At 38.6% G+C, this 26957-nt stretch carries 34 protein-coding genes and 2 tRNA genes; 35 read left to right on the forward strand and 1 reads right to left on the reverse strand.

Annotation, left to right across the window (positions count from 1 at the left end; all coding sequences use genetic code 11):
* The first annotated feature begins 40 nt into the window (after positions 1–40).
* From I573_RS06625 to I573_RS06765, 32 genes are all read left to right on the forward strand, one after another.
* Entirely contained in the window at positions 41–1231 is a 1191-nt protein-coding gene (locus I573_RS06625; RefSeq protein ID WP_016185800.1) for a phosphoglycerate kinase, read from the forward strand.
* 31 nt (positions 1232–1262) lie between these two features.
* Positions 1263–2018 carry a triose-phosphate isomerase gene (gene tpiA, locus I573_RS06630; RefSeq protein WP_016185799.1) on the forward strand — a complete coding sequence of 252 codons (756 nt, stop codon included), beginning with the start codon at positions 1263–1265 and terminating at the stop codon, positions 2016–2018.
* Positions 2019–2129: 111 nt separating this feature from the next.
* Positions 2130–3431: a surface-displayed alpha-enolase gene (eno, locus tag I573_RS06635; RefSeq protein WP_016185798.1), complete on the forward strand. Its 1302-nt coding sequence runs from the start codon at positions 2130–2132 to the stop codon at positions 3429–3431.
* 176 nt (positions 3432–3607) lie between these two features.
* Complete coding sequence (locus I573_RS11520) at positions 3608–3778, forward strand: hypothetical protein (protein WP_016185797.1); 171 nt, start codon at positions 3608–3610, stop codon at positions 3776–3778.
* Positions 3779–3802: 24 nt separating this feature from the next.
* Positions 3803–4072: a GNAT family N-acetyltransferase gene (locus I573_RS06640; RefSeq protein ID WP_016185796.1), complete on the forward strand. Its 270-nt coding sequence runs from the start codon at positions 3803–3805 to the stop codon at positions 4070–4072.
* A 90-nt stretch (positions 4073–4162) separates the two neighbouring features.
* A complete protein-coding gene (secG, locus tag I573_RS06645) occupies positions 4163–4399 on the forward strand; it encodes a preprotein translocase subunit SecG (RefSeq protein WP_016185795.1) in 237 nt (78 codons plus the stop codon).
* A gap of 67 nt (positions 4400–4466) precedes the next feature.
* On the forward strand, positions 4467–5231 hold the full coding sequence (locus I573_RS06650) for an alpha/beta hydrolase (protein WP_016185794.1): 765 nt from the start codon (positions 4467–4469) through the stop codon (positions 5229–5231).
* Position 5232: 1 nt separating this feature from the next.
* Positions 5233–7584, forward strand: a complete 2352-nt coding sequence (gene rnr, locus I573_RS06655; RefSeq protein WP_016185793.1) for a ribonuclease R — start codon at positions 5233–5235, stop codon at positions 7582–7584.
* A gap of 12 nt (positions 7585–7596) precedes the next feature.
* Positions 7597–8055 (forward strand): SsrA-binding protein SmpB, encoded by a 459-nt coding sequence (smpB, locus tag I573_RS06660; protein WP_016185792.1) that lies wholly within the window; start codon positions 7597–7599, stop codon positions 8053–8055.
* A gap of 268 nt (positions 8056–8323) precedes the next feature.
* On the forward strand, positions 8324–9043 hold the full coding sequence (atpB, locus tag I573_RS06665; protein WP_016185791.1) for a F0F1 ATP synthase subunit A: 720 nt from the start codon (positions 8324–8326) through the stop codon (positions 9041–9043).
* A 23-nt stretch (positions 9044–9066) separates the two neighbouring features.
* A complete protein-coding gene (atpE, locus tag I573_RS06670; RefSeq protein ID WP_016185790.1) occupies positions 9067–9282 on the forward strand; it encodes an ATP synthase F0 subunit C in 216 nt (71 codons plus the stop codon).
* A gap of 46 nt (positions 9283–9328) precedes the next feature.
* Positions 9329–9853 (forward strand): F0F1 ATP synthase subunit B, encoded by a 525-nt coding sequence (gene atpF, locus I573_RS06675; RefSeq protein ID WP_016185789.1) that lies wholly within the window; start codon positions 9329–9331, stop codon positions 9851–9853.
* The gene (gene atpH / locus I573_RS06680) at positions 9840–10382 is read left to right on the forward strand and encodes an ATP synthase F1 subunit delta (protein WP_016185788.1); all 543 of its coding nucleotides are present in this window, start codon (positions 9840–9842) and stop codon (positions 10380–10382) included. The genes atpF and atpH overlap by 14 nt, the downstream gene beginning before the upstream one ends.
* A 23-nt stretch (positions 10383–10405) precedes the next feature.
* A complete protein-coding gene (gene atpA, locus I573_RS06685) occupies positions 10406–11923 on the forward strand; it encodes a F0F1 ATP synthase subunit alpha (RefSeq protein ID WP_016185787.1) in 1518 nt (505 codons plus the stop codon).
* Positions 11924–11947: 24 nt separating this feature from the next.
* Positions 11948–12853, forward strand: a complete 906-nt coding sequence (locus I573_RS06690) for a F0F1 ATP synthase subunit gamma (RefSeq protein WP_016185786.1) — start codon at positions 11948–11950, stop codon at positions 12851–12853.
* A gap of 25 nt (positions 12854–12878) precedes the next feature.
* Positions 12879–14285: a F0F1 ATP synthase subunit beta gene (gene atpD, locus I573_RS06695; protein ID WP_016185785.1), complete on the forward strand. Its 1407-nt coding sequence runs from the start codon at positions 12879–12881 to the stop codon at positions 14283–14285.
* Positions 14286–14299: 14 nt separating this feature from the next.
* Positions 14300–14722, forward strand: a complete 423-nt coding sequence (locus I573_RS06700) for a F0F1 ATP synthase subunit epsilon (protein ID WP_016185784.1) — start codon at positions 14300–14302, stop codon at positions 14720–14722.
* A 111-nt stretch (positions 14723–14833) separates the two neighbouring features.
* Positions 14834–15067 (forward strand): DUF1146 family protein, encoded by a 234-nt coding sequence (locus tag I573_RS06705; RefSeq protein ID WP_016185783.1) that lies wholly within the window; start codon positions 14834–14836, stop codon positions 15065–15067.
* A gap of 54 nt (positions 15068–15121) precedes the next feature.
* Positions 15122–16417 carry a UDP-N-acetylglucosamine 1-carboxyvinyltransferase gene (murA, locus tag I573_RS06710; RefSeq protein WP_016185782.1) on the forward strand — a complete coding sequence of 432 codons (1296 nt, stop codon included), beginning with the start codon at positions 15122–15124 and terminating at the stop codon, positions 16415–16417.
* A 13-nt stretch (positions 16418–16430) separates the two neighbouring features.
* Entirely contained in the window at positions 16431–16607 is a 177-nt protein-coding gene (locus I573_RS11390; protein WP_016185781.1) for a DNA-directed RNA polymerase subunit beta, read from the forward strand.
* Positions 16608–16622: 15 nt separating this feature from the next.
* On the forward strand, positions 16623–16904 hold the full coding sequence (yidD, locus tag I573_RS06715) for a membrane protein insertion efficiency factor YidD (protein ID WP_016185780.1): 282 nt from the start codon (positions 16623–16625) through the stop codon (positions 16902–16904).
* 145 nt (positions 16905–17049) lie between these two features.
* Positions 17050–18222, forward strand: coding sequence for an ABC transporter substrate-binding protein (locus tag I573_RS06720; RefSeq protein ID WP_016185779.1), 1173 nt, complete (start codon positions 17050–17052; stop codon positions 18220–18222).
* 71 nt (positions 18223–18293) lie between these two features.
* A complete protein-coding gene (locus tag I573_RS06725; protein WP_016185778.1) occupies positions 18294–19172 on the forward strand; it encodes a branched-chain amino acid ABC transporter permease in 879 nt (292 codons plus the stop codon).
* 9 nt (positions 19173–19181) lie between these two features.
* The gene (locus tag I573_RS06730) at positions 19182–20162 is read left to right on the forward strand and encodes a branched-chain amino acid ABC transporter permease (RefSeq protein WP_016185777.1); all 981 of its coding nucleotides are present in this window, start codon (positions 19182–19184) and stop codon (positions 20160–20162) included.
* Complete coding sequence (locus tag I573_RS06735) at positions 20140–20916, forward strand: ABC transporter ATP-binding protein (protein WP_016185776.1); 777 nt, start codon at positions 20140–20142, stop codon at positions 20914–20916. Before I573_RS06730 ends, I573_RS06735 begins: the two co-directional genes overlap by 23 nt.
* Positions 20916–21617, forward strand: a complete 702-nt coding sequence (locus I573_RS06740; protein WP_016185775.1) for an ABC transporter ATP-binding protein — start codon at positions 20916–20918, stop codon at positions 21615–21617. Before I573_RS06735 ends, I573_RS06740 begins: the two co-directional genes overlap by 1 nt.
* A 3-nt stretch (positions 21618–21620) precedes the next feature.
* Positions 21621–22262, forward strand: a complete 642-nt coding sequence (locus I573_RS06745) for a CBS and ACT domain-containing protein (protein WP_016185774.1) — start codon at positions 21621–21623, stop codon at positions 22260–22262.
* Positions 22263–22354: 92 nt separating this feature from the next.
* Positions 22355–22585, forward strand: coding sequence for a DUF2969 family protein (locus tag I573_RS06750; RefSeq protein WP_016185773.1), 231 nt, complete (start codon positions 22355–22357; stop codon positions 22583–22585).
* A 75-nt stretch (positions 22586–22660) separates the two neighbouring features.
* Positions 22661–22741, forward strand: a tRNA-Tyr gene (locus I573_RS06755).
* Between the two features lie 4 nt (positions 22742–22745).
* Positions 22746–22817, forward strand: a tRNA-Gln gene (locus I573_RS06760).
* A 77-nt stretch (positions 22818–22894) separates the two neighbouring features.
* The gene (locus I573_RS11525) at positions 22895–23050 is read left to right on the forward strand and encodes a hypothetical protein (RefSeq protein ID WP_016185772.1); all 156 of its coding nucleotides are present in this window, start codon (positions 22895–22897) and stop codon (positions 23048–23050) included.
* 25 nt (positions 23051–23075) lie between these two features.
* Positions 23076–23777 (forward strand): GntR family transcriptional regulator, encoded by a 702-nt coding sequence (locus tag I573_RS06765; RefSeq protein ID WP_016185771.1) that lies wholly within the window; start codon positions 23076–23078, stop codon positions 23775–23777.
* Between the two features lie 38 nt (positions 23778–23815).
* Here I573_RS06765 and I573_RS06770 read toward each other — a convergent pair whose 3' ends face one another.
* Positions 23816–24451, reverse strand: coding sequence for a YigZ family protein (locus I573_RS06770; protein ID WP_016185770.1), 636 nt, complete (start codon positions 24449–24451; stop codon positions 23816–23818).
* Positions 24452–24548: 97 nt separating this feature from the next.
* Between I573_RS06770 and I573_RS06775 the strand changes: the two genes are divergently transcribed.
* From I573_RS06775 to I573_RS06785, 3 genes are all read left to right on the forward strand, one after another.
* A complete protein-coding gene (locus I573_RS06775; protein ID WP_016185769.1) occupies positions 24549–24863 on the forward strand; it encodes a PTS sugar transporter subunit IIB in 315 nt (104 codons plus the stop codon).
* A gap of 99 nt (positions 24864–24962) precedes the next feature.
* Complete coding sequence (locus I573_RS06780) at positions 24963–26228, forward strand: DEAD/DEAH box helicase (protein WP_016185768.1); 1266 nt, start codon at positions 24963–24965, stop codon at positions 26226–26228.
* Positions 26218–26898 carry a ComF family protein gene (locus I573_RS06785; protein WP_016185767.1) on the forward strand — a complete coding sequence of 227 codons (681 nt, stop codon included), beginning with the start codon at positions 26218–26220 and terminating at the stop codon, positions 26896–26898. Before I573_RS06780 ends, I573_RS06785 begins: the two co-directional genes overlap by 11 nt.
* Positions 26899–26957 lie beyond the last annotated feature (59 nt).

A 26957-nucleotide genomic window follows, 5' to 3' on the forward strand; every position in this document is an offset into this window, starting at 1 on the left:
AGGAATTTATACGCTAAATATACGCTAGGAGGCAATTTCAATGGCAAAAATGACAGTTCAAGATTTAGAATTGAAAGATAAAAAGGTTTTAGTCCGCGTTGACTTTAACGTGCCGTTAAAAGACGGTCAAATTACGGATGATACTCGTATCAAAGCAGCGTTACCAACAATCCAATACGTGATTGATCATGGTGGAAAAGCCATTTTATTCTCTCATTTAGGACGTGTAAAAACTGAAGAAGATAAAGAAGGTAAATCTTTAGCTCCAGTGGCCACTCGTTTATCTGAATTATTAGGAAAAGATGTTACTTTTGTAGATCAAACACGCGGTGAAAAATTAGAAGCAGCAATCAACGATCTTAAAGACGGCGATGTTTTATTATTTGAAAACACTCGTTTCGAAGATATCGATGGTAAAAAAGAAAGCAAAAATGATCCTGAACTAGGAAAATATTGGGCTTCTTTAGGTGATGTATTTGTAAATGATGCATTTGGTACTGCTCACCGTGCGCACGCATCAAACGTCGGAATTGCTTCTACAGGCATTCCAACTGCTGCAGGTTTTGTAATGGAAAAAGAAATCAATTTTGTTGGTGGCGTTGTGGAACACCCAGAACATCCAATGGTTGCGATTTTAGGTGGAGCGAAAGTTTCGGATAAAATTGGCGTAATCGAAAACTTAATTGATACTGCAGATAAAATTTTAATCGGTGGTGGAATGACGTATACATTCTACAAAGCTTTAGGATATGAAGTTGGAATGTCTATTTGTGAATTAGACAAAGTGGATCTTGCAAAATCTTTATTAGAAAAAGCAAATGGAAAAATCATCTTACCAATCGATACAGTTTGTGCGGATGACTTTTCAAATGATGCACACATTGAAATTCACGAACACAATATCCCTGCAAATCTTGAAGGATTAGATATCGGACCAAAAACAGTGAAATTATTTACTGAAGAATTACAAGGTGCGAAAACGGTAATCTGGAATGGACCAATGGGTGTATTTGAATTATCTAAATTTGCTGAAGGTACGATCGGCGTATGTAAAGCAATTGCGGAATTAAAAGATGCAACAACAATCATCGGTGGTGGTGATTCTGCAGCAGCTGCGGAACAATTAGGTTTTGCAGATAAATTTACTCACATCTCAACAGGTGGTGGAGCAAGTTTAGAATTGCTAGAAGGAAAAACATTACCAGGATTAGCTGCAATCAACGACAAATAAGTCGAGATCAATAAAGGAGTGTCAAATTATTATGCGTAAACCAATTATCGCTGGAAACTGGAAAATGAACAAAACGGCTTCTGAAGCAAAAGCGTTTGCTGAAGCTGTGAAAAATGCTATCCCATCAAATGATGCAGTAGATTCTGTTATTGGAGCACCAGCATTATTTTTAGAAACTTTAGTAACTGAAGCTAAGGGAACAGATTTAAAAATTGCAGCTCAAAATAGCTACTGGGAAAATGAAGGTGCATTTACTGGTGAAACTTCACCTGCAGCGCTTGCTGATTTAGGTGTGGACTATGTGATCATCGGACACTCTGAACGTCGTGAATATTTCCACGAAACAGATCAAGAAATCAACAAAAAAGCAAAAGCTATTTTTGCGAACAACATGACACCAATCCTTTGTTGTGGTGAGTCTTTAGAAACTTATGAAGCAAACCAAACAGCTGATTGGATCGAAACACAAATCACTGCAGGCTTAGAAGGCTTAACAGCTGAACAAGTGAGTGCAATGGTCATTGCTTATGAACCAATCTGGGCAATCGGAACTGGTAAATCAGCTGATGCAACAATTGCGGATACAATCTGTGGTGTTGTGCGTCAAACTGTTGAAAAATTATACGGTAAAGAAGTTTCAGAAGCTGTACGTATCCAATACGGTGGCTCTGTAAAACCAGAAAATATCGCAGAATACATGGCAAAAGAAAATGTTGATGGAGCTTTAGTTGGTGGCGCAAGCTTACAAGCTGATTCTTTCTTAGCATTATTAGATGCAGTGAAATAATTCGCTTTCATTTTCAGTTTTTATTTGCAGTCTGAGCAAAAGTTCATTACAATAGAAGAGTATTAAAGGGAATCCCCTTATTAATTACACAACTCAAAGGAGAGACAAAACATGTCAATTATTACTGATGTTTACGCACGCGAAGTCTTAGACTCACGCGGTAACCCAACAATCGAAGTAGAAGTATACACTGAATCAGGCGCTTTCGGACGCGGAATGGTTCCTTCAGGAGCTTCAACTGGTGAGCACGAAGCAGTTGAATTACGTGACGGCGACAAAGCTCGTTACGGCGGAAAAGGTGTTACAAAAGCAGTAGATAACGTAAACAACGTGATTGCTGAAGCTATCATTGGTTACGATGTACGTGATCAAATGGCTATCGATAAAGCAATGATCGCTTTAGACGGTACTCCAAACAAAGGTAAATTAGGCGCGAACGCTATTCTTGGTGTTTCTATCGCTGTTGCACGCGCAGCTGCTGATTACTTAGAAGTGCCTTTATACCACTACTTAGGCGGATTCAATACTAAATTATTACCAACTCCAATGATGAACATCATCAACGGCGGATCTCACTCAGATGCTCCAATCGCATTCCAAGAGTTCATGATTTTACCAGTTGGCGCACCAACATTTAAAGAAGCTTTACGTTGGGGTACTGAAGTATTCCACGCGTTAAAAGCAATCTTACACGACCGTGGTTTAGAAACTTCTGTAGGTGACGAAGGTGGATTTGCTCCACGTTTTGAAGGAACAGAAGACGGTGTTGAAACAATTTTAGCTGCGATCAAAGCTGCTGGATTAGAACCTGGTAAAGATGTATACCTAGGATTTGACTGTGCATCTTCAGAATTCTACGAAGATGGTGTATACAACTACGCTAAATTCGAAGGTGAAACTGGTGCGAAACGTACTGCTGCACAACAAGTAGACTACCTAGAAGAATTAGTAAACAAATACCCAATCATCACTATCGAAGACGGTATGGATGAAAATGACTGGGATGGATGGAAACTATTAACTGAACGTTTAGGCGACAAAGTTCAATTAGTAGGTGACGATTTATTCGTTACAAACACTGAAATCTTATCTAAAGGGATTGCTCAAGGAATTGGGAACTCAATCTTAATCAAAGTGAACCAAATCGGTACTTTAACTGAAACATTTGAAGCAATCGAAATGGCTAAAGAAGCTGGATACACTGCAGTAGTATCTCACCGTTCTGGTGAAACAGAAGATTCTACAATCTCTGATATCGCTGTTGCAACAAACGCTGGCCAAATCAAAACTGGTTCTTTATCACGTACTGACCGTATTGCAAAATACAACCAATTACTACGTATCGAAGACCAATTAGGTGAAGTTGCTGAGTACAAAGGCTTACAAGCTTTCTACAACTTAAAAAACAAATAAGCATTGAATAGATGTGAATTTTAGGCTCTAAATCTTGTCTTGACAAGATTTAGAGCTTTTTTTTGATGCAATCTTCAAAAATTAGTTTTATGACTAGCGTTATACTTCCCAAAAAATAGGCAACGTACTACTATTATAATGTATAAGAAACAAACATTATGTTGGGGGCGGACGTTATGATGATTGGAATTGGAGATACAGTAGCATGTAATAATATTCAAGGTGAAGAAATTAAAGGAATAATTATTAAGTTTAATGATCGAACTGCGATTGTGAATTGTGACGTGTATTCACATTTAGTAAAATTATCGGCACTTGAAGCGCTAGGCTATAAATGGGAAAAATAAACCAAACATTAGGAGGATAACGAAATGGATTTTGAATATGAAGCAAATCGCATTGTGATTACGGAAGGAAATCAAGAAATTGGAGAAATCACTTGGGCAATCAAAGATGGGATCATGACAATCAACCACACAGGTGTAGATGCGAATCATCAAGGAAAAGGATTAGCGGCACAATTAGTCGACCGTGCAGTCGAACTAGCACGTAAAGAAAAATTAATGATTGATCCGCTTTGTCCTTATGTTAAAGCGAAATTCGAAAAAGATAATCAATATGCAGATGTATGGAAAAGATAAAACTTTCATTTGATATTAGTGGAAACTTGGCCTTAAGTATGATAGAGTAGCTTTGAGAGACTTTTGATTGAAAAAGGAGGCAAGTTTTACATGTATGATTTTCTTTTAGCAGTAGTGATTATTTTATCATTTGTCATTGTAATTACGATTATGATGCAACCAAGTAAACAAAATAGCGCAGCAAGTGCCTTTACAGGTGGTGCTGACCAACTGTTTGGGAAACAAAAGGCCCGCGGTTTTGAAGCCGTGATGCAACGTTCAACAGCCATCTTAGGCGCTGTATGGATTATCTTACTATTTCTTTTGTCATTTTTATCATCAAAATAGTAACTTTGCCTCTCAGAAATGGGAGGTTTTTTTTCTAGATTTAGGGAGTTAAAGGAGTTTAACAAGAATGAAGAAGAAGTTTGTAACGCCAAAACCAATATTTAGTCAACAAGGCAAGCGAGCAGTTATTTTGTTTCATGCCTATTCTGGAAGTCCAAATGATGTCAGAATGTTGGCAAGAAAATTAGAACAAGCACACTATACGGTGTACACCCCTATGTTTAAAGGACATGGAACGGTCGATCCACACGATATCTTAGCACAAAGCCCAGATGAATGGTTTGAAGAAGCTAAAGCTGCAGTTCACGACGTGATTGCTAAAGGCTATGAACAGGTAGCAGTGTTTGGTTTGTCGCTTGGAGGAATGTACGCCATTCGTTTGTTAGAAGAAGCGATTCCACAAATTATCGGAGGCGGTTCTTTTTGTTCACCGATCACACCTGTAGAAACGAATGTCCCAAAAAGTTTTATGTGGTATGCCAAGATGGTCTTAGATACCTTTACCGAGTTAGATGACGAAGAAAAAGTAAAACAACTGGAGACGGTTCCCCAAAAAGTAGCGACACAACTTGCTGGGATCCAAGCGCATAGTCAGCAATCGTTTGATCGTTTACGTACGATTACATGTCCGATTTTATTCGTTCAGGCTGCTCAAGATGAAATGATTCCGGCTGAATCAGTCTTTCACACGATACAACAAGTTACAGATAAAAAATTTACATTAAACTGGTATCCAAATAGTGGCCATGTTGTCACAGTTGGACCAGAAAGAAAGCAGTTTGAACAAGACGTATTAGCGTTTTTAGAAACACTTTCTTGGAATGAGGAGTAATATGAAGCAAACAATTAAAGAAAATATTTTAGCGTATCTTACGCAATATGATAAAAAGAGTATTACGATGGAAGCCTTAGCTAAAGCAATGGGCTTGGAAAAAAGCAATGAATTTAAAACACTCGTGCAAACCATTGCCGTTATGGAACGTGAAGGGTCGATCGTACTCAACAAAAAAGGCAACATTCAATTGCCTCAACCCTTATTTTTAGTGGAAGGGACGTTTCGTGGGAATGAGCGTGGATTTGGCTTTGTGAGTATTTCTGATGAAGAAGCAGATGTTTATATCCCACAAGAAGCGACTGGCTATGCGATGGATGGCGATATTGTAGCGATTGATATCACTAAAGTAGCCCAACCAGGTAGTGACAAAGGAGCAGAAGGCAAGGTTGTCGAAATCCGCGAACGCGCCGCACAAGACGTTGTGGGCGAGTTTCATTTATTTGATGACGAAGAGATCAAAGATACGGATCTTTACGGCTATGTGACTCCTAAAGACAAAAAAATCAATGGCGTGAAAGTCTTTGTTTCTGCAGAAGGCATTCGTCCAGTAGATGGGGCAATCGTGAAAGTCACACTAACGCATTACCCTGAAAAAGGTTATGCTAAAAGTGCGGAAGGACTTGTTGTCCAAACATTAGGTCACAAAAATGATCCCGGTATGGATATCGTATCGGTCATTGCAGCACATGGAATTCCGATGACGTTTCCAGACGATGTGATTGCGCAATCAGAAGCCGTTGCAGATACCATTGATCCTAAAGATTTTCCAGATCGTCGTGACCTTAGAGATCAACTGATCGTGACTATTGACGGAGAGGATGCAAAAGATTTAGATGATGCGGTTACTGTAAAGAAATTAGCGAATGGACATTATTTTTTAGGCGTCCATATTGCAGATGTTTCGTATTATGTAACCGAACAGTCACCGTTAGACCGCGAAGCCTTTGAGCGAGGAACAAGTGTTTATTTAACAGATCGTGTGATCCCAATGTTACCACAACGATTGTCTAATGGAATCTGTTCCTTAAATCCTCGTGTGCCACGTCTAGCGATGAGCTGTGAGATGGAAATCGATGCACAAGGTTTCATTGTACACTACGATATCTTTCCAAGTATCATTCAAACAACAGAGCGCATGACGTACACGGCAATCAATCAAATCATTGAAGAACAAGACCAAGAAACACGTCAACGCTATGAAAAACTAGTCCCAATGTTTGAAGAAATGGCAGATTTACATGCTTTATTGGATACGATGCGTCAAAATAGAGGGGCCGTATCTTTTGAAGATCGAGAAGCACAAGTTGTTGTAGATGAAAATGGACATCCGTTAGATATTCGTGTCCGCACGCGTGGTGTAGGCGAAAAAATGATTGAATCATTCATGCTTGCAGCAAATGAAACAGTCGCAAAACATTTTGCTACTCAACAATTGCCATTTATTTATCGTATTCATGAAGATCCTAAAGAAGAAAAATTAAAACGATTCTTTGATTTCGCAGCAGCGCTAGGAATCTTAGTCAAACAAACAAATGGTTCGATTACGCCTAAAGCGTTGCAAACCGTCTTAAAAGAAGTAGAAGGACGCCCAGAAGCCCCCGTTATTAGTACGGTGTTATTAAGAAGTATGCAGCAAGCGAAATATGCAGAAGAAAACTTGGGTCATTACGGCTTAGCTGCAGATTATTACACGCACTTTACTTCTCCGATTCGTCGTTATCCTGATTTGATCGTACATCGTTTGATCCGTACGTATTTAGCAGATCGTAGTGAAGCAACGCAAAAAAAATGGGAAGAGCAATTACCAGATATTGCGCTGCACAGTTCGCAAATGGAACGTCGCGCAGTTGAAACCGAACGTGAAGTCGATGCTTTGAAGAAAGCAGAATTTATGGCAGATCATGTTGGAGAAGAGTTTGAAGGAATCATTGGTTCGGTCGTTAAATTTGGCTTCTTTGTTGAATTACCAAATACGGTAGAAGGGTTAATCCATATCAATGCCTTAAAAGACGATTACTATCATTTCGTTGAGACGCATTTGGCTTTAGTAGGCGAGCGTACTGGACGTACGTTTAAAATCGGTCAAAAAGTCTTGATTCGGGTAACAAAATCCGATCCAGAAACACGTGAAATCGATTTTGAATTGCTTTCTTCTGAAGAAGTCGAAACATTACCTATTCAAACGAAACAAAAAAATACACGCCGTGGTTCAAATTCATCTGCTATTAAAGAAAAAGTCCAACAAGCAGGACGAAAGAATGGATTCAAAGAGAAATCCCATGGGAAAAAAGGAAAGAAAAAACCTTTTTATAAAGGTGTGAAGAAAAAGAAAGGTTCGAAAAAAAAGTAAAGGAGTAAATTTATGCCAAAAGGAGAAGGCCGTTTAATCGCCCAAAATAAAAAAGCTCGCCATGATTATAGTATATTGGACACGATGGAAGCAGGTATTGTGTTACAAGGAACAGAAATTAAATCAATTCGCAATAGTCGAATCAATTTAAAAGATGGTTTCGTTCGTGTTCGAAATGGAGAAGCCTTTTTATATAATGTGCACATTAGCCCTTATGAACAAGGAAATTTATTCAACCATGATCCATTACGTACACGTAAATTACTTTTGCATAAAAAACAAATCCAAAAATTATTTGGGGAAACCAAAACAGCTGGTGTTACGATTGTTCCTCTAAAAGTCTACATTAAAGATGGATATGCTAAGGTATTGATTGGGATTGCAAAAGGAAAACGCGAGTATGATAAGCGTGAAACCTTAAAACGTAAAGACCAAGATCGTCAAATTAGCCGAGCACTAAAAAATTACTAAAAAAAATTACAAAAATCAATAAAACTTGCTTTGATTTTGCTGTCGATTCTGATAGCATTAGACGTAAGCAAGTATGACAAAAACGGTATGATGTCGCTTACAAATGTAATGAAGCCTGTTTTTTTTCAAATTCGCAATTTTGTTTGAAAAAATGAAGAAAACACTTTGAATTTTTGCATTAGTGGTGGTATGATACCGTTGTTGTTTAGAATGATTGAAAAATCACAAAATCATTTTTGGGGTTTTGGTTGAAAAGAGGTGAGCTGTTTTGGAAGAACAATCTCTATTGTTTCATATTGGGCCGATTTGGTTTGATGGGACTGTGCTGCTGATGACATTATTGTCGTGTTTCATTGTATTTTTGATTGTGTTCGTCTGCACAAGGAACTTAAAATTGAAGCCTACTGGTAAACAAAACTTTATTGAATGGGTCATTGATTTTGTTCGTAAAGTCGTGGCAGATAATTTGCCAAGCAAAGAAGTGAAATCGTATCACTTAATCGCGGTTACATTATTTTTATTTGTATTTGTAGCCAATGAGATTGGACTAGTGACACGGATCATCTTGAGAAATGAACTTACGCTATGGAAATCACCAACTGCTAATCCTGCGGTAACCTTAACGTTAGCGTTGATGGTGATTGCAATGACGCATTTCTTCGGAGTGAAACAATTTGGATTTAAGGGATATCTAGTAAATTCTTATTTGAAACCGGTTGGATTCTTGCTGCCAATCAAATTGATCGAAGAATTTACGAATATCATTACCTTGGGTCTACGGTTATACGGAAATATTTTTGCAGGAGAAGTGCTATTGGGCTTACTTGCGAATATGTTCATTAGTTTGGGTTGGTGGTCGTTACCGATTGCTTTACCACTAGAGATGATCTGGATTGCCTTTTCATTATTTATTGGAGCAATTCAAGCTTATGTTTTCGTTACATTATCAATGGTTTATCTTAGTCACAAAATTGAAGCAGAACATTAAAACATACTTAGGAGGAAATACACATGAATTTTATCGCAGCGGGTTTAATCATTATTGGAGCGGCTATCGGTGCCGGAGTTGGTAATGGGATGGTAATTTCAAAAACAATCGAATCAATGGCACGTCAACCAGAAATGTCAGGTCAATTGCGTTCAACAATGTTTATCGGGGTTGGTTTAGTTGAAGCGGTGCCAATTCTAGGGGTCGTAATCGCCTTTATTTTAGTTTTTGGTCAATAAGCGATAACCTAAACTAAAACGAGAAACAATGAAAGGAAGTTGCGCGATGCTTAATCAATTGGTAGTAGCAGAAGTTCAAAACACAACTTGGGGCAATATTATTGTCGTAAGTGGCGCGATGTTGATTTTGCTCTTGTTGCTTAAACATTTTGCTTGGGGTTCAGTAAGTGAAATGCTAAAACAACGCGAAGACAAAATCGCAAACGATATCGACTCTGCAGAACAATCAAGACTAAAAGCCGCTGCTCTAGAACAAGAGCGAGAAGCTCAGTTATTGAACTCTCGTGCTGAAGCAGCGACAATCATTCAACAAGCAAAAGACAATGGAGAGATGACTCGCCAAACGATTGTAGAAGATGCAAAAGACGAAGCATCTCGTTTGAAAACAAAAGCGCAATCGGATATCGCCATTGAAAAAGATGCAGCGTATCAAGCAGTTAAAGATGATGTTGCAGCGATCTCATTGCAAATTGCTGAACAAATCTTGCGAAAAGAACTGTCTAAAGATGCGCATGAAGCATTGATCGAAACATATATCGATACATTGGGATCAACAAATGAAACTCGATAAGGCGACTGTTGGTAAACGCTATGCTAAGGCACTTTTTGAATTGGCGACAGAAGTGCATGAAGAACAAGCCGTTTATGAACAATTACTCGTACTGCGTCAAGTCTTCATCGAAGTAGCTGATCTTGGAGAAATTTTAAGTGATGTTCGCTTAGAGATGACTGAAAAGAAAGCTATTTTAAGTGCTTTGACTCCCTCATTTGATCCGTTGATCCAAAATTTTTTGGCTGTCGTATTTGAGTACAATCGGATGGATGATCTCTTATTGATTATCGACGAATATGAACGACGCTTTGACGACAAGCAAGGATTGATTATTGGGACAGTCACGACAGCTGTTGAATTAACAGCCCAACAAAAATCTGCTATTGAAATGCAGATCGCACCTTTATTGGGATATGAAAAAGCACAACTTACAGAACAAATCGATCCAACAATTATCGGTGGAGTTGTGGTTGAAGCCAATCATCAAGTTGTGGATGGAAGTGTCAAGAGTCGCTTAGAAGAATTACGAATGAAATTATCAGAATAGATAGTTGATGAGAGGTGAACTAAATGTCGATTAAAGCAGAAGAAATTAGTGCCTTGATTAAAGAACAAATCAAAAATTATCATAATGAACTTTCAGTTGAAGAAATCGGAACCGTAACGTATGTCGGAGATGGAATCGCACGTGCGCATGGTTTAGAAAATGCGATGAGTGGCGAGTTGCTAGAATTTGCTAATGGTTCATTTGGTATGGCACAAAATTTAGAGTCAAATGATGTCGGAATTATTATTTTAGGTGATTTCGAATCAATTCGCGAAGGCGATAAAGTAAAACGTACTGGAAAAATTATGGAAGTACCTGTTGGGGAAGCGTTAATTGGTCGTGTTGTCAATTCATTAGGGCAACCAATCGATGGATTAGGCGACATTAAAACGACACGGACACGTCCAGTTGAAGCTGCTGCGCCTGGTGTTATGCAACGTAAATCAGTTGATGAACCTATGCAAACAGGTCTTAAAGCAATCGATGCATTAGTACCGATTGGTCGCGGACAACGTGAATTGGTCATTGGTGACCGTAAAACTGGGAAAACATCGATTGCGATTGATACGATTATCAACCAAAAAGGTCAAGATATGATCTGTATCTATGTAGCGATCGGACAAAAAGATTCGACTGTGCGCGCGCAAGTAGAAACGTTACGTCGTTATGGGGCGTTAGACTATACGATCGTCGTTTCAGCCGGTGCATCGCAACCAGCGCCAATGCTCTACATTGCACCATATGCTGGAGCTGCTATGGGTGAAGAATTTATGTACAATGGGAAACATGTACTGATCGTATACGATGATTTATCAAAACAAGCTGTGGCTTATCGTGAATTATCCTTACTATTAAGACGTCCTCCAGGTCGTGAAGCCTATCCTGGTGATGTGTTTTACTTGCATTCACGTTTATTAGAACGTGCGGCAAAATTAAGTGATGAATTAGGTGGAGGGTCAATGACAGCCTTGCCGTTTGTAGAAACGCAAGCTGGAGACATCTCGGCTTATATTCCAACTAACGTTATCTCAATTACAGATGGACAGATCTTTTTAGAAAGTGATCTATTCTATTCAGGGATTCGCCCGGCTGTAGCTGCGGGACTTTCAGTATCACGGGTTGGAGGATCTGCGCAAATCAAAGCAATGAAAAAAGTTGCCGGTACGTTGCGTCTTGATTTAGCTAGCTATCGTGAATTAGAAGCTTTCACACAATTTGGTTCCGATTTAGACGCAGCCACACAAGCAAAATTAAATCGTGGACGACGTACAGTTGAAATTTTAAAACAAAAATTGCATGAGCCACTACCAGTTGAAAAACAAGTAGTGATTTTATATGCCTTAACGCATGGATTTATCGACAGTATCCCTGTAGAAGAAATCTTACATTTTGAATCACAATTATTTGATTACATTCAAAATAATGCACCAGAAATTTTTGAAACGATTCGCACTACAAAAGATTTACCTGAAGAAAAAATTCTTGATCAAGCAATCAATGGATGCAAAGAATTATTTCTTGCATCATTAACGAACGCGTAACAAGCAAAGAAGAGGTGAATAAGGATGGGTGCGTCTTTAAATGAAATTAAACAACGGATTGCTTCAACAAAAAAAACCAGTCAGATCACTAATGCGATGCAAATGGTATCTGCAGCAAAATTGACAAAATCAGAAGCACATTCGAGAAAATTTCAAATCTATGCATCAAAAGTAAGAGAGATCGTAACTCACTTAGCAGCACAACAGTTGACAGATCTAGCCACTGTTCCTGCTTCTTCTGTGGGCATCAATTATGGAAGTATGTTGATTAGTCGTCCTGTTAAAAAAACAGGGTATATTGTGATTACTTCAGATGGTGGATTAGTTGGTGGTTACAATAGTTCGATTTTAAAACAAATGTTAACAATGATCAATGAAGACCATACCTCACCTGATGAGTATGTCATGATCTCGATCGGTGCTACGGGGGCTGACTTTTTCAAAACTCGTGGGATTACATTGGCTTACGAACTGCGTAATTTATCAGATCAACCAAGTTTTGAAGAAGTTCGAAAAATCGTGAATACAGCGACTTCAATGTACCAAAGTGGTGTCTTTGATGAGTTATATGTGTGTTACAACCACCATATCAATTCATTAACAAGCCAATTTCGAGTAGAGAAGATGTTGCCAATCGTTGATCTTGATCCAAGTGAGGCGAAAACATATGAACAAGAATATATTTTCGAACCTTCACGAGAAGAGATTTTGACGCAACTCTTACCACAATATGCAGAAAGTCTGATTTATGGCGCTATCGTTGATGCGAAAACGGCAGAGCATGCTGCGGGTATGACAGCGATGAAGACGGCTACAGATAATGCAAAAAATATTATTGATGATTTAACGATCTCATACAATCGAGCACGTCAAGGTGCCATTACACAAGAAATTACTGAAATTGTTGGTGGTGCAGCTGCGCTCGAATGATTTTTGAGTGAATGGAGGAGAATAAATGAGTTCAGGCAAAATTGTTCAAGTAATCGGACCAGTTGTTGACGTAGAGTTTTCGTTAGATCACTCCTTACCAGATATCAACAATGCGCTGGTTGTATATAAAAATGATGCCAATAAAACAAAAGTTGTTTTAGAAGCAGCGTTAGAATTAGGTGACGGAATCATTCGTGCGATTGCAATGGAATCGACTGATGGATTGCAACGTGGGATGGAAGTTGTCGATATGGGAGAATCTATTTCTGTACCAGTTGGAACAGAAACTTTAGGACGTGTGTTTAATGTATTAGGAGATACGATTGACTTAGAAGCTCCTTTTCCTAAAGATGCACCGCGTAGTGGAATCCATAAAAAAGCCCCTAATTTTGATGAATTAAGTACAAGCACAGAAATTCTAGAAACAGGGATCAAAGTCATCGATCTATTAGCCCCTTATTTAAAAGGTGGTAAAGTTGGATTGTTTGGGGGAGCCGGTGTAGGAAAAACGGTATTGATTCAAGAGTTGATTCACAATATCGCACAAGAACACGGTGGGATTTCGGTCTTTACTGGTGTTGGTGAGCGTACACGTGAAGGAAACGATTTGTATTATGAAATGAAAGATTCAGGAGTCATTGAAAAAACAGCGATGGTGTTTGGACAAATGAATGAGCCACCTGGTGCACGGATGCGTGTAGCCTTGACTGGATTAACGATTGCTGAATATTTCCGTGATGTTGAAGGACAGGATGTACTGTTGTTTATCGACAATATCTTCCGTTTTACACAAGCTGGTTCTGAAGTGTCTGCCTTGTTAGGTCGTATGCCATCAGCTGTGGGATATCAACCAACATTAGCTACCGAAATGGGGCAATTGCAAGAGCGGATCACGTCAACGAAAAAAGGATCGATCACTTCCATTCAAGCCATCTACGTACCTGCCGATGACTATACCGATCCAGCACCTGCAACTGCGTTCGCCCATTTAGACGCAACAACTAACTTAGAACGTAAGTTGACGGAACAAGGGATTTATCCAGCGGTAGATCCATTGGCGTCTTCTTCTAGTGCACTAGCACCAGAAATCGTTGGTGAAGAGCATTATCATATTGCGACAGAAGTGCAACATACCCTACAACGCTATCGTGAATTACAAGATATTATTGCGATTTTGGGAATGGATGAATTATCAGAAGATGAAAAAGTATTGGTTGCGCGTGCGCGTAGAATCCAGTTCTTCTTATCTCAAAATTTCCATGTAGCGGAACAATTTACCGGTCAACCAGGATCTTATGTACCGGTTCAAGAAACAATTGCTGGATTTAAAGGGATTTTAGAAGGTAAATACGATGATCTTCCTGAAGAGGCGTTTCGTAGTGTTGGCCGTATCGAAGAAGTCGTTGAAAAAGCGAAAACGTTAGGCTACTAGAAGAGAGGTGTCTCATGGAACAACAATTAACGGTAAATGTCGTTACACCAAATGGTATCGTGTATGATCACCATGCGACAATGGTTGTAGCAAAAACGATTAGTGGTGAGTTAGGGATCTTGCCTCGCCACGCACCGATTATCGCTCCTTTAATGATTGATGAAGTGAAAGTAAGACGTGTGGATTCTGATACACATGTGGACTGGATCGCTGTCAATGGTGGGATTTTGGAAATGCGTGATAATCTTGTCTCCATTGTGGCCGATAGTGCAGAACGTGAACGCGACATTGATGTAACGCGTGCAGAACGCGCGAAAATGCGTGCAGAACGTCTGATTGAAGAAGCCAAACAACGTGAAGACATCGATGAAGTGAGACGTGCAACAGTAGCGCTTCATCGCGCAATGAACCGGATCAATGTATCGAAGCATCAGTAAGAGTCTCCAAAATGGAGGCTCTTTCTTTTTTCGAGCACAATTTATTTTTTTAACCCTCGTTTTGTGATATTATGGACTCATGAGTTTTTTTGTTAAAGGAGCAAAGAAAATATGCAAGTATATGGAGTCGACATTCTTATTCGTTTTTGTAGTCATCTGACGTTTATTTATCTTGCGTTTTGGAGTTTGCAAGCATTGCGTTTGGAGACGTTTTTCCAAAAACAAAAAACCACTCAACTTAAAATCTTGTTGTTATTAGTAGCCATCGGATTAGGCTATATGGCAAGTCAATTCTTTTTAGAAATAATTATCTTAAGTAAAAATTTAGTCACAGTCGGTTTTTAAAAAATAGGAAAAAGAATCAAAAAGATAGTTTTGATTACTTTGGAGGGAACAACTATGGAAGAAATCATCGTTAAAGGTGGTAACCAATTAAAAGGAACAGTAAAAATTGAAGGCGCAAAAAATGCGGTGTTACCCATCTTAGCGGCAACTTTATTAGCAGAAGAAGGAATTACAACATTACATAACGTACCTATTTTATCGGATGTATTTACGATGAATGAAGTGATTCGTCAATTGAATACAGAGGTAACATTTAATCAAGAAAACAATGAAGTGATCATCGATGCCACAAAAAAATTACACATTGAAGCACCTTATGAATATGTAAGCCAAATGCGTGCCTCAATCGTAGTAATGGGGCCACTTTTAGCGCGTAATGGCCATGCGAAAGTAGCGATGCCTGGTGGGTGTGCAATCGGAAAGCGTCCAATTGACTTGCATTTAAAAGGATTTCAAGCTTTAGGCGCAACGATCATCCAAAAAGATGGCTATATCGAAGCGATCGCGGATGAATTAACGGGTGCCGAAATTTATTTAGATTTCCCAAGTGTAGGGGCAACGCAAAATATTATGATGGCTGCGGTAAAAGCTAAAGGAACGACTGTAATCAGTAACGTTGCTCGTGAGCCAGAAATCGTGGATCTAGCGAATATTTTGAATAAAATGGGTGCAAAAATCTATGGAGTAGGGACAGAAACAATGCGTATCGAAGGTGTTTCCACACTTCATGCTGTCAATCACGCAATTGTTCAAGATCGTATTGAAGCGGGAACATTTATGGTTGCAGCAGCGATGACACAAGGGGATGTATTGATTGAAGATGCTATTGCAGAACACAATCGTCCATTATTGTCTAAATTGAGCGAAATGGGTGCGAAAGTGATTGAAACTGAAGATGGTGTTCGAATCGTAGGTCCTAAAGAATTAAAGGCAACAACGATCAAAACCATGCCACATCCAGGATTTCCTACAGATATGCAAGCACAAATGACTGCGATTCAAGCTGTAGCAAATGGACGTAGTGTCGTAACGGAAACCGTTTTTGAGAATCGTTTCCAACATTTAGAAGAAATGCGTCGTATGAATCTAGATGTTAAAATCGATGGGAATGTAGCTTTGATTGAAGGAGCAGCAGATTTACAAGGAGCAATCGTCAATGCAACAGATTTACGTGCAGCAGCAGCCTTGATTTTAGTTGGGTTGCGCGCAAATGGCGTAACGCGTGTGCGTAATCTAAAATATTTAGATCGTGGATACTATGAATTCCATAAAAAATTACAAGGCTTAGGCGCTGATGTAGAACGTGTATCAGATATGCCAAAAACAGCCGCAGCTAAAGTAGAAGCTTAGGAGTGTGACTTCGTTGAGAACAACACAACCGGTATTGCTTGCGTTATTCAAAGTATTGATTGTGATCATTATCGCCTTTTTACTATTTTTTATTGGATTAATGATTGGCTATGGTGTGTTTGGTGATGGATCGCCATTTGGTGTGTTTAGTGATAAATTATGGCAACATATTTTCACATTTTTCATTTAGAAAAGAAGGTTGTACATGAAAAAAGCATTGATTACACTTGTTAGAGGGTATCAAAAAGGGATTTCCCCACTGCTTCCACCAAGTTGTCGGTACTACCCAACGTGCTCAAGTTATATGATTAAAGCAATCGAAGTCCATGGAGCTGTTAAAGGTGTGGCGATGGGGAGTGCTCGAATTGCACGTTGTCATCCATTTGTTAAAGGTGGTTTGGATTACGTCCCACAAGAGTTTTCGCTAACACGTAATACGCAAGATAAAGTGGAACCAAAATACAATAATGAAAGAGGAAACGAGTAATTTCGTTTCCTCTTTTTTGTTATTTTATTTTCTTTGGCAAATAGTGACAGAATAAAGAAAATATTCTGAAAATTCATTGACTTTCGTTTTAGTTTTCGGTATATTATGAATCATATTCAAACGGAATTAAGGGAGGAAAATCTAGATGAAGAAAAAATTTGCATTTTTGTTTGCGGGTCTGGTGTTATTAAGTGCATGTAGTGCAGGTCCAACTGGGAAAGATAGTGCAGAAGGCGGAAATAAACCTTCTGGAGATACCATTAAAATTGGCGCGAATTTAGAACTTTCTGGTGATGTTGCGGGATATGGAACACAAGAAAAAGAAGGTATCGAATTAGCAGTTGATCAAATCAATAAAGATGGTGGAATTTTAGGGAAAAAGATTGAATTGATCGTAAAAGATAATAAATCAGATAACAATGAAGCCGCAACTGTTGCAGCGAACTTGGCTACTAATGATAAAGTAGTTGCCATCATTGGACCGGCGACTTCAGGTGCAACAAAAGCAGCTACACCGAATATTACAAAGGCTAAGGTGCCGATGATTACGCCTTCTGGAACAGATGATTCTGTGACAATGGCAAATGGCAAAGTACAACCTTACGTATTCCGTTCAAGTTTCCAAGATAGTTTCCAAGGAAAAGTATTAGCAGAGTTTGCACAGAAAAATCTTGATGCTAAAAAAGTCGCGATTTTAGGAGATAACTCAAGTGATTATGCAATTGGATTAACCAAAGCCTTTAAAGAAACATATAAAGGCGATATCGTCTTGGAAGAAAACTTTACAAAAGGCGATAAAGATTTCCAAGCCGTATTAACAAAATTAAAAAATACCGATTTTGATGTACTATATATCCCAGGATATTATGAAGAAGCAGGATTGATCATCAAACAAGCGCGTGAATTAGGAATCGAGCAACCGATTTTAGGAGCAGATGGTTTTGGTGATGAAAAGATGATCGATTTAGCCGGTGCGAAAAATGTTACCGACGTATATTATACTGGCCACTTTTCAACATTAGCCCCTGCCAATGATACCGTACAACCATTCATTGACGCATTTAAAGAAAAATATGGTAAAGAGCCTTCTACATTTAACGCCTTAGCCTATGATGCCATGAATATGGTGAAAAAAGCGATCGAAGATGAGAAATCAGCTGATTCAGAAGCCATCACAAAAGGCTTGGCAAACTTAAAAGATTTTGTTGGTGTAACTGGAAATATTACAGTAGATAAAGATCATAATCCTGAAAAATCAGTAGTTGTGATTGAATACAAAGACGGTAAAGAAAGTTCTGCCGTGACAGTTGAACCATAAATAAAAAGGTAGACTGGAGCAAAATCGTCAATGGTTTTGTTCCAGTTTCTTTTTAAGAAAGGAACGATACGATGGAAATGCTTATACAGCAATTAGTCAATGGATTATTTTTAGGTAGTATTTACGCCTTGATGGCACTTGGCTATACAATGGTATATGGAATTATAAAATTGATCAACTTTGCTCATGGTGAAGTGTATATGATCGGAAGTTTTATTGGCTATTTTTTGATTAAACAATTAGGATTAGGTTTTTTTCCTGCGATGATTTTATCGATGATCGGTTGTGCGGCGATTGGAGTTATAATAGAAATTTTAGCCTATCGTCCATTGCGTAAATCAACACGTATTTCAGCATTGATTACAGCAATCGGTGTATCTTATTTACTACAAAATGTCATGATCTATTTTTTTACACCAGATAAACGCTCATTTCCACAAGCGATCGAACGTAAAACTTATGATCTAGGCTTTTTATCCGTTAGCAATATTCAATTATTGATTTTAGGTGTTTCGCTTGTTTTGATGATTTTGTTGCAGTTGATCATTAAAAAAACGCGTATGGGGAAAGCGATGCGTGCGGTTAGTGTGGATCCAGATGCAGCACAATTAATGGGGATCAATGTCAATCGGACGATTTCGTTTACTTTTGCATTAGGATCTGCGTTGGCGGCAGCTGGTGGCATGTTGATCGGACTATATTACAATTCAATTGATCCGATGATGGGAGTCGTTCCAGGATTGAAATCTTTTGTAGCTGCGGTATTAGGCGGAATCGGTGTGATCCCAGGAGCTGCAGTCGGTGGTTTTGTGATTGGATTGGTAGAAACCTTATCTACCGCACTAGGGCTTTCAGCATATAAAGATGCCTTAGTATATGGAATTTTAATTTTAATCTTATTGATTCGCCCTGCTGGGATTTTAGGTAAAAACATTAAAGAGAAAGTGTAGGTGGCTGAAATGAAAAAAAATCTAAAGTATAATCTCGTTTGGCTACTGATCGCCTTGGTTCTTTATTTTGGCTTATTTGGATTATATAATGGTGGCGTCATTAATATTTTTACAGACGCGATTATTGTCAATATCGGAATCAACATTATGTTAGCTGTTAGTTTAAATTTAATTATTGGATTTGCAGGTCAATTTTCTTTAGGACATGCTGGTTTTATGGCGATTGGAGCATATGCAAGTGCCATTATTACAAGTCAGATGCCAACGATTGGTGGCTTTGTGATTGGATTGATTGCAGGGATGGTCGTAACAGGAATCATTGCGTTAGTTGTTGGGATTCCTACACTACGTTTAAAAGGTGACTATCTAGCGATTGCAACACTGGGGATTTCTGAAATCATTCGTATTTTTATTGTGAATATGGGATGGTTAACCAATGGACCTTCTGGAATTTTTGGGATTCCAGAATTTAGCAATTGGCAAATTGTCTTTATTTTTTCTGTAATCAGTATTTTATTTGTCTCAAACTTTATTAATAGTGGCTCAGGACGCGCTACACTAGCAGTGCGTGAAGATGAGATCGCTGCGGAGTCGATGGGAGTCAATACAACAAAATTTAAAGTAATCGCGTTTGTTTTTGGTGCGATGATCGCTAGTCTTGCAGGTTCACTTTATGCAAGTTACCAACAATCTGTTTTTCCAAGCGACTATACGTTTAATAAATCTATCGATATCTTGATCATTGTTGTATTTGGTGGTCTAGGAAGTACAACAGGTGCTGTGGTGGCAGCCGTTGTATTGGGGGTGATCAATATGTATCTACAAGACTTTGGTAGTTTACGTATGATCATCTATGCTTTGGCCTTGATTATCATCATGATCTTTAAACCAAGTGGATTGCTTGGTACTTGGGAATTTTCAGTGAAGCGTCTATTTGATCGTTTTACAAAGAAAGGAGATGGCCCAAATGCCCCTATTAACGGTAAGTAACTTAACAAAACATTTCGGTGGGCTAACAGCGGTCTCACGTGTCAATTTAGATGTAGAAGAAAATGAATTGATTGGACTAATTGGTCCGAACGGTGCGGGAAAAACCACACTATTTAACCTTTTAACAGGTGTCTATGAACCAAGTGAAGGAGATGTGATTTTAACCGTTGGCAATAAAGAGCAACGATTAAATGGTGTGAAACCTTATAAAGTAGCTGATCTGGGATTGTCACGAACCTTCCAAAATATTCGATTGTTTAAAGAATTGACGGTAATGGACAATGTGTTGATTGCTATGAATGCTAAAAATAAAGAAGGCTTCCTAACGAGCGTCTTTCGTTTGCCAAAATTTTATAAAACGGAAGAAATGATGCGACAAGAAGTACTTTCGTTACTGCGTATCTTTGATATGGAAGAAAAAATCAATACGCTAGCGAAAAATTTACCTTATGGAGAACAACGACGATTGGAAATCGTTCGGGCATTGGCAACGAAGCCGAAAGTGTTGTTTTTAGACGAACCTGCTGCTGGAATGAACCCGCAAGAAACCGCAGAATTAACGCAATTGATTCGTAAAATCCAACGAGAATTTGGCTTAACGATCGTATTGATTGAACACGATATGAACTTAGTGATGGATGTTTGTGAGCGTATCTATGTCTTAGAATATGGACAAGTGATCGCACATGGGACTCCAATCGAGATCAAAAATAATCCTCGCGTAATTCAAGCGTATTTGGGAGGCGAATTATAATGTTGACTGTTGAAAATCTATCTGTCCACTATGGAATGATCCAGGCAGTTCATGATGTATCTTTTCATGTCAATGAAGGAGAAATCGTCTCGTTGATTGGAGCCAATGGAGCAGGGAAAACAACGATTTTACGTACGATTTCTGGACTTATTCGTCCATCTGAAGGAACGATTTCATTTGTGGATCAACCGATCCAAAAAATGGCACCGCAAAAAATTGTTTCTTCTGGATTGTCGCAAGTGCCAGAAGGCCGTCATGTCTTTGCGGGACTAACTGTTCAAGAAAATTTAGAAATGGGTGCCTTCTTACGTAAAGACAAACAAGTGAAAGAAGACTACACTCAAGTATTTAAAAAGTTTCCTGTATTAGGAGAACGAAAAAATCAAGATGCCGCGACTTTATCTGGTGGAGAGCAACAAATGTTAGCAATGGGGCGTGCGTTGATGTCAAAACCAAAATTATTATTATTAGATGAACCTTCAATGGGATTGGCTCCAATCTTTATTCGTGAGATTTTTTCAATCATCGAAGAAATCAAAGCGCAAGGCACAACGGTTTTATTGATCGAACAAAATGCAAATATGGCGTTATCGATTGCAGATCGTGGTTATGTGTTGGAAACTGGAAAAATCGTTTTAGAAGGTACGGGAGAAGCGTTACTAAGTAGTGAAGAAGTGAAAAAAGCATATCTAGGAGGATAGAATATGAGCGTACGTGATTTTATGACAACTAAAGTGATAACGGTAACTCCAGAAACACCGGTATTTGATGCAATCGATTTGATGAAACAACATGAAATTCATCGTTTACCCGTTGTTCAAGATGAAAAATTAGTGGGATTGATTACAGAAGGGATCATTCATGAAGCATTACCTTCAAAAGCAACTTCGTTAAGTGTTTATGAATTGAATTATTTAATTACAAAAACTAAAGTAAAAGACGTGATGCTCAAAAAAGTCGAAACGATTGCACCAGATGCATTGCTCGAACAAGCGATTGATCAGATGCGCAAAAAAAATATTGCAGTTTTACCTGTCTTAGAAAAAGAGCAATTGGTTGGGATTATTACGAACAATGATATTTTTGACGCCTTTTTAAATATAACTGGATACGCTCAAGGTGGAACAAGAGTGACGATCCAAATTGTAAACGATCAATTGGGCATCATTGCAAAAGTAGCCCAAATTTTGGCAGATCATGCATTAAGTATTGTAACAGTAGTAGTCAATCACCAAGAGACAAAAACGATCATTGAAGTTCAAGTAGACACAACGCAAGCGAGTCAAGTAGAGTCCTTACTCACTCAAGCTGGATATCAAGCGACAGCCGTATTGGTTAATCCTTAAAAAACAAATCCGACGCTTTAGTCGGATTTGTTTCATTTAAAGATTCTATATTTTTTTATACTTTTATGCTAAACTCTAATAGAGGTGACGAAATGAAAAAAAATAAAGAAACTGAAATTCGTATGGAAGAGACAACGAAGACGATTCAAGGTACGACATACGAAGTAGCCACATTGATGTTAGGTAAAAAAACAATCGGTGAAATTTTGGTCTATGCACCAAAAGAATTTCAAGTATTTGTACGTGAAGAGCATATCGGGAGTGCAAAAACAATGGACGATGCCGTAGAATTATTTATTCGCCAATGGAATTTACAAGAATAAAAATTCGATATCTTACTTGCATAAAAGAAAAGACTAGTGTATTATAAATAGGTCGAGTTGTTTTAGACAACTTATGGAGGAGTAGCGAAGTGGCTAAACGCGGCGGACTGTAAATCCGTTCCTTTTGGTTCAGTGGTTCGAATCCACTCTCCTCCATCATTGGGGTATAGCCAAGCGGTAAGGCAAGGGACTTTGACTCCCTCATGCGTTGGTTCGAATCCAGCTACCCCAGTCTTTTAGCAAAGAGTATCGGATCTTGTATTCGATACTCTTTTTTTATTGTAATTTAAAGGAGGAACTGAAGATGAAATGGACAAAAAAGTAAAGGAAAAAATCGAAGCAAAAGCCTTAGAAGTATATGATCTAACCAAAACACAGCAACAACAAGAAGAAACCAAACGCGATACCCCTAAAGGAAAACAATTGACGCAAGCACGTATCAAGTGGAAAGCGAAAAATCACTAAACACAGTGATGTAAGGAGGAAGTAGATGGCAGAGGTACCTATCTATATTAAAATTCATGATGCTTTAAAAGCGAAAATCGAGCGCAATGAATGGCAGATTGGCGATCGTTTACCGTCTGAGCGAGAACTTGCCCAATATTTTGATGTAAGTCGTATGACGTTAAGACAAGCGATTCAGTTACTATCGGATGAAGGGATCTTGGAACGAAAGATAGGTTCAGGAACATATGTGGCCAACCAAAAAGTTCAAGAAAAAATGACCGGTACAACTAGTTTTACTGAAATCATGGAGTCGCAAGGACGTATTCCTTCTAGTAAAGTAACTTCTTATTTTGTTACTACACCAACATCGAGTGAACGTGAGAATTTGAAACTTTCCGAGTCTGATACGGTAGTTCGTATGGAACGGATTCGTTATGCTGACAATGTTCCGATTTGTTTTGAAGTGGCTACGATTCCGGCATTATTCGTAGAGCATTTATCAAAAGAAAAGATTACTCGTTCACTTTATGCTGCACTAGAAAGTGAAGGTAAGACTATTAGCCGAGCAAATCAAACGATTTCGGCTACAATCGCGTCTGAACATGTAGCAGATTTTTTAAATGTGAAAAAAGGCGATGCGATTTTACGTTTGCGGCAAGTTTCATTTTTAGATAATGGACAACCATTTGAATATGTGCGTACACAATATGTTGCGTCGCGTTTTGAATTTTACTTAGAAAAATAAAAAAGTAGACACCCAGTGTCTACTTTTTTATCCTACCTCTAATTTGGTGTGTAGGGATAGCAGACTTCAACGATTTCACCACGTTTAATCTGAACTTGTCCATTTACAAAATCTGTGATAGCTAGAACGAATTGATCTTCTAGCGATGTACATAACGTCATCTGAACCGTTTCAGCATAATCGATTTTTTGAATAGGCTGATCGATCGTTTGAAGATAGTGTGTGAGTTTATCTACTTGAGCATAATCAATCGTCACAAAAAGTTGTCTTTCTTGACGCACGTCGACTAATCCAACGTCTTGTAATGCATGCGAAGTTGAGGTAGAGTAGGCACGAATCAAACCACCTGCGCCTAATTTGATTCCGCCAAAGTAACGAATGACGATCGCTAAGACATTGACGACTTGATTTTGGGTCAATACTTCTAAAATAGGGGCACCGGCAGTTCCGCTAGGTTCGCCGTCATCGCTAGATCGTCGAATCTCACCTTGTTTTCCTAAAATAAATGCGGAACAGTGATGATTTGCTTTTGGATGCTCTTTTTTTGCAGCTTGAATCAAGTCTTTTGCTTCTTCTTCGGTCTCGATATGATACAAGGCACAGATAAAGCGTGATTTTTTGATGTCGATTTCAGCTTGATGATCGCGTGCGATTGTGATGTAATGGTCTAACATAGCTTTCCCTCCCATGAAAGTATATAAAAAAATAATCTGCGATGCAATTTTTCGATTTAATCGATTACATAATTTACTAAAGTGAGGAACGAGATACATGAAAAAAACGATATTACTTGTCTGTACGACAGGACTTACAACCAATATCCTGGTTGCGAAAATGCAGAAATTGATTTTTGCAAACGATTTACCATTAGAATTGATTGCTGTACCTGCAACAGAACTCGAACGAGAATTTGCACAGTACCATGCAGATGCTTTATTGCTCAGTCCACAAGTACGTTATTTGCGACCAGTAGTCGAAAAATTAGTTCAAGATCAGCAAATTCCTTATGAAGTCATCAATATGGCAGCATATGGCATGATGGATGAAGTCCGAATTTTAAATTCCGCGTGCACCTTATTGGAATAATTCAAACCATACAGCTATTTTTTATCGAGTCGATAAAAAATAGTCGTATGGTTTTTTTTTTGCGTATCTACTTGCGTATCTACTATAGAGGTGAGGAAAATGGACGAAGGAAAGATGCAGGTTGTTTCGCAAATCGATTATCCTACTAGTCGACCAGCTTTGATTGCTAGTCGAAATAATTATCATTGTCAACGGTGCAATTTTCAATTTACATTTCCTAATGATCATCCAGTCGTGTATTGTCCAGCTTGTGCTCGTTATGGAAAAGTGACTTTAGAAGATGGATTGTTAATGGGTCCGACTATTCAGCATAATCAAGTTTTTGGTTGTGCATGGCAAGGTCAGTTAACCAAGGCACAACAAAAGGTAGCGGATCAATTGGTTGAAGGAGTGAAGAATGGAGAAGATCAACTTGTTTGGGCAGTAACAGGTGCTGGGAAAACGGAAATGATGTTTCCAGTGATTACCTTTATTTTGAATCAAAAAGGACGAATCGTCATTGCCTCCCCTCGTGTGGATGTCTGTCGAGAATTATATCCTAGACTAAGAGATGCTTTTCCGACTGTAGATTGCGTGTTACTTCATGGGGATGCTGAGGAAAAATATCGTTATAGTCAGTTAACCGTTTGCACAGCACATCAATTAATTCATTTTTATCAAGCTTTTGATCTGTTGATTTTGGACGAAGCGGATGCATTTCCGTATGAAGGCGACCAGCAGCTGTTATATGCGCAAGAACAGGCAGTGACAACACTTGGTACTCGAATTTTTTTAACAGCAACACCTTCGCGTCATTTGTTACAACAATTGCCAACTAATACAAAACAACGGACATTGCCAAAACGATTTCATGGGCGAGATCTACCGGTTCCACACTTAGCGTTTCATACGGATTGGCAAGAGTTGACAAAACGTACGATTAAAAAATTAAGCCGTTTAGTGGAACATTTAGCTAGCCAAACCTTCACCTTGATTTTTTGTCCAAGCATTGAATTGGTTCAAAGTGTTTATAAGGTATTAAAAACAACGCTTCCAAACTATCGTGTTGCATGTGTCCATGCTAACGAGGAAGAACGTCATCTCATTGTGACAAATGCAAGAGAAGAATCTTACGATATTTTAGTGACAACAACGATTTTAGAGCGCGGAGTCACATTTCCTAAAGTTTCTGTTGTCGTTCTTGCAGCGGACCATCGCGTGTATTCAAAATCTGCTTTGGTTCAGATTGCTGGTCGAGTGGATCGTAAAGGAGACGTTGTCATGGGAGAAGTATGGTTTTTATATCGCCGCAAGACGAAAGCAATCAAAGCAGCTTGCGCTGAAATCAAACAAATGAATCGTTTGGCAAAGTCCGATGAAGTGTAGTTATTGTCAAAAAGCGATTGTCAGAAACCTTACATTTAGTGAAATCATCAGTTTGCGTTATCCGATCTCAGAATTCTGTTTTAGTTGCCAACAGCGTTTTATACCCATCAGTAAATTTCGTTGTCCAACCTGTTGCAAAACGCAAGAAGCCAATCACCAATGCGACGAGTGTCTTCTTTGGCAATGCAATTATCCAGAATATGCCTTTTGTCATCATGCATTGTATCAATATAAAGATGGCTTTAAAGAATGGCTGACACGTTACAAATTCAATCAAGAGACGCTGCTGGCTTCTACGTTTGTTCCTGTATTGAAACAGCATCTTCGTCGATTCGATCAATGGATCATTTGCCCGATTCCTTTATCCACGCAACGATTTAGCCAAAGAGGGTTTAATCAAGTAGAATTCGTCTTAACACAGGCTAAGATTCCGTATCAGATGTTATTAAAAAAAGAAATCCATAGTGCACCGCAAAGTGAGAAAAAGCGACATGAACGCTTACAGACTAGGCAACCTTTTCAATTAGCAATCACTGCCGATCAGGTCGAAGGCCGTTCGATTTTATTAGTAGATGATGTTTATACAACAGGTCGAACGATGTTTCATGCAGCAGAATGCTTGCTTAGACTACCTGTTAAAAAAATTCAAACCTTCTCATTTGCACGTTAAATATAAAGGAAACGATTTCTTTTTACTTTTCGCTTGAACTTAGTTATAATATACATGTA

The organism is Enterococcus sulfureus ATCC 49903 (assembly GCF_000407605.1).
Classification (GTDB): Bacteria; Bacillota; Bacilli; order Lactobacillales; family Enterococcaceae; genus Enterococcus_G; species Enterococcus_G sulfureus.

Excerpts from the sequence above, each read along its gene's own strand:
- I573_RS06625 (WP_016185800.1), top strand. The coding sequence starts at position 41 with ATGGCAAAAATGACAGTTCAAGATTTAGAATTGAAAGATAAAAAGGTT.
- tpiA (WP_016185799.1), top strand. The coding sequence starts at position 1,263 with ATGCGTAAACCAATTATCGCTGGAAACTGGAAAATGAACAAAACGGCT.
- eno (WP_016185798.1), top strand. The coding sequence starts at position 2,130 with ATGTCAATTATTACTGATGTTTACGCACGCGAAGTCTTAGACTCACGC.
- I573_RS11520 (WP_016185797.1), top strand. The coding sequence starts at position 3,608 with ATGATGATTGGAATTGGAGATACAGTAGCATGTAATAATATTCAAGGT.
- I573_RS06640 (WP_016185796.1), top strand. The coding sequence starts at position 3,803 with ATGGATTTTGAATATGAAGCAAATCGCATTGTGATTACGGAAGGAAAT.
- secG (WP_016185795.1), top strand. The coding sequence starts at position 4,163 with ATGTATGATTTTCTTTTAGCAGTAGTGATTATTTTATCATTTGTCATT.
- I573_RS06650 (WP_016185794.1), top strand. The coding sequence starts at position 4,467 with ATGAAGAAGAAGTTTGTAACGCCAAAACCAATATTTAGTCAACAAGGC.
- rnr (WP_016185793.1), top strand. The coding sequence starts at position 5,233 with ATGAAGCAAACAATTAAAGAAAATATTTTAGCGTATCTTACGCAATAT.
- smpB (WP_016185792.1), top strand. The coding sequence starts at position 7,597 with ATGCCAAAAGGAGAAGGCCGTTTAATCGCCCAAAATAAAAAAGCTCGC.
- atpE (WP_016185790.1), top strand. The coding sequence starts at position 9,067 with ATGAATTTTATCGCAGCGGGTTTAATCATTATTGGAGCGGCTATCGGT.
- atpF (WP_016185789.1), top strand. The coding sequence starts at position 9,329 with ATGCTTAATCAATTGGTAGTAGCAGAAGTTCAAAACACAACTTGGGGC.
- atpH (WP_016185788.1), top strand. The coding sequence starts at position 9,840 with ATGAAACTCGATAAGGCGACTGTTGGTAAACGCTATGCTAAGGCACTT.
- atpA (WP_016185787.1), top strand. The coding sequence starts at position 10,406 with ATGTCGATTAAAGCAGAAGAAATTAGTGCCTTGATTAAAGAACAAATC.
- I573_RS06690 (WP_016185786.1), top strand. The coding sequence starts at position 11,948 with ATGGGTGCGTCTTTAAATGAAATTAAACAACGGATTGCTTCAACAAAA.
- atpD (WP_016185785.1), top strand. The coding sequence starts at position 12,879 with ATGAGTTCAGGCAAAATTGTTCAAGTAATCGGACCAGTTGTTGACGTA.
- I573_RS06700 (WP_016185784.1), top strand. The coding sequence starts at position 14,300 with ATGGAACAACAATTAACGGTAAATGTCGTTACACCAAATGGTATCGTG.
- I573_RS06705 (WP_016185783.1), top strand. The coding sequence starts at position 14,834 with ATGCAAGTATATGGAGTCGACATTCTTATTCGTTTTTGTAGTCATCTG.
- murA (WP_016185782.1), top strand. The coding sequence starts at position 15,122 with ATGGAAGAAATCATCGTTAAAGGTGGTAACCAATTAAAAGGAACAGTA.
- yidD (WP_016185780.1), top strand. The coding sequence starts at position 16,623 with ATGAAAAAAGCATTGATTACACTTGTTAGAGGGTATCAAAAAGGGATT.
- I573_RS06720 (WP_016185779.1), top strand. The coding sequence starts at position 17,050 with ATGAAGAAAAAATTTGCATTTTTGTTTGCGGGTCTGGTGTTATTAAGT.
- I573_RS06725 (WP_016185778.1), top strand. The coding sequence starts at position 18,294 with ATGGAAATGCTTATACAGCAATTAGTCAATGGATTATTTTTAGGTAGT.
- I573_RS06730 (WP_016185777.1), top strand. The coding sequence starts at position 19,182 with ATGAAAAAAAATCTAAAGTATAATCTCGTTTGGCTACTGATCGCCTTG.
- I573_RS06735 (WP_016185776.1), top strand. The coding sequence starts at position 20,140 with ATGCCCCTATTAACGGTAAGTAACTTAACAAAACATTTCGGTGGGCTA.
- I573_RS06740 (WP_016185775.1), top strand. The coding sequence starts at position 20,916 with ATGTTGACTGTTGAAAATCTATCTGTCCACTATGGAATGATCCAGGCA.
- I573_RS06745 (WP_016185774.1), top strand. The coding sequence starts at position 21,621 with ATGAGCGTACGTGATTTTATGACAACTAAAGTGATAACGGTAACTCCA.
- I573_RS06750 (WP_016185773.1), top strand. The coding sequence starts at position 22,355 with ATGAAAAAAAATAAAGAAACTGAAATTCGTATGGAAGAGACAACGAAG.
- I573_RS11525 (WP_016185772.1), top strand. The coding sequence starts at position 22,895 with ATGGACAAAAAAGTAAAGGAAAAAATCGAAGCAAAAGCCTTAGAAGTA.
- I573_RS06765 (WP_016185771.1), top strand. The coding sequence starts at position 23,076 with ATGGCAGAGGTACCTATCTATATTAAAATTCATGATGCTTTAAAAGCG.
- I573_RS06770 (WP_016185770.1), bottom strand. The coding sequence starts at position 24,451 with ATGTTAGACCATTACATCACAATCGCACGCGATCATCAAGCTGAAATC.
- I573_RS06775 (WP_016185769.1), top strand. The coding sequence starts at position 24,549 with ATGAAAAAAACGATATTACTTGTCTGTACGACAGGACTTACAACCAAT.
- I573_RS06780 (WP_016185768.1), top strand. The coding sequence starts at position 24,963 with ATGGACGAAGGAAAGATGCAGGTTGTTTCGCAAATCGATTATCCTACT.
- I573_RS06785 (WP_016185767.1), top strand. The coding sequence starts at position 26,218 with ATGAAGTGTAGTTATTGTCAAAAAGCGATTGTCAGAAACCTTACATTT.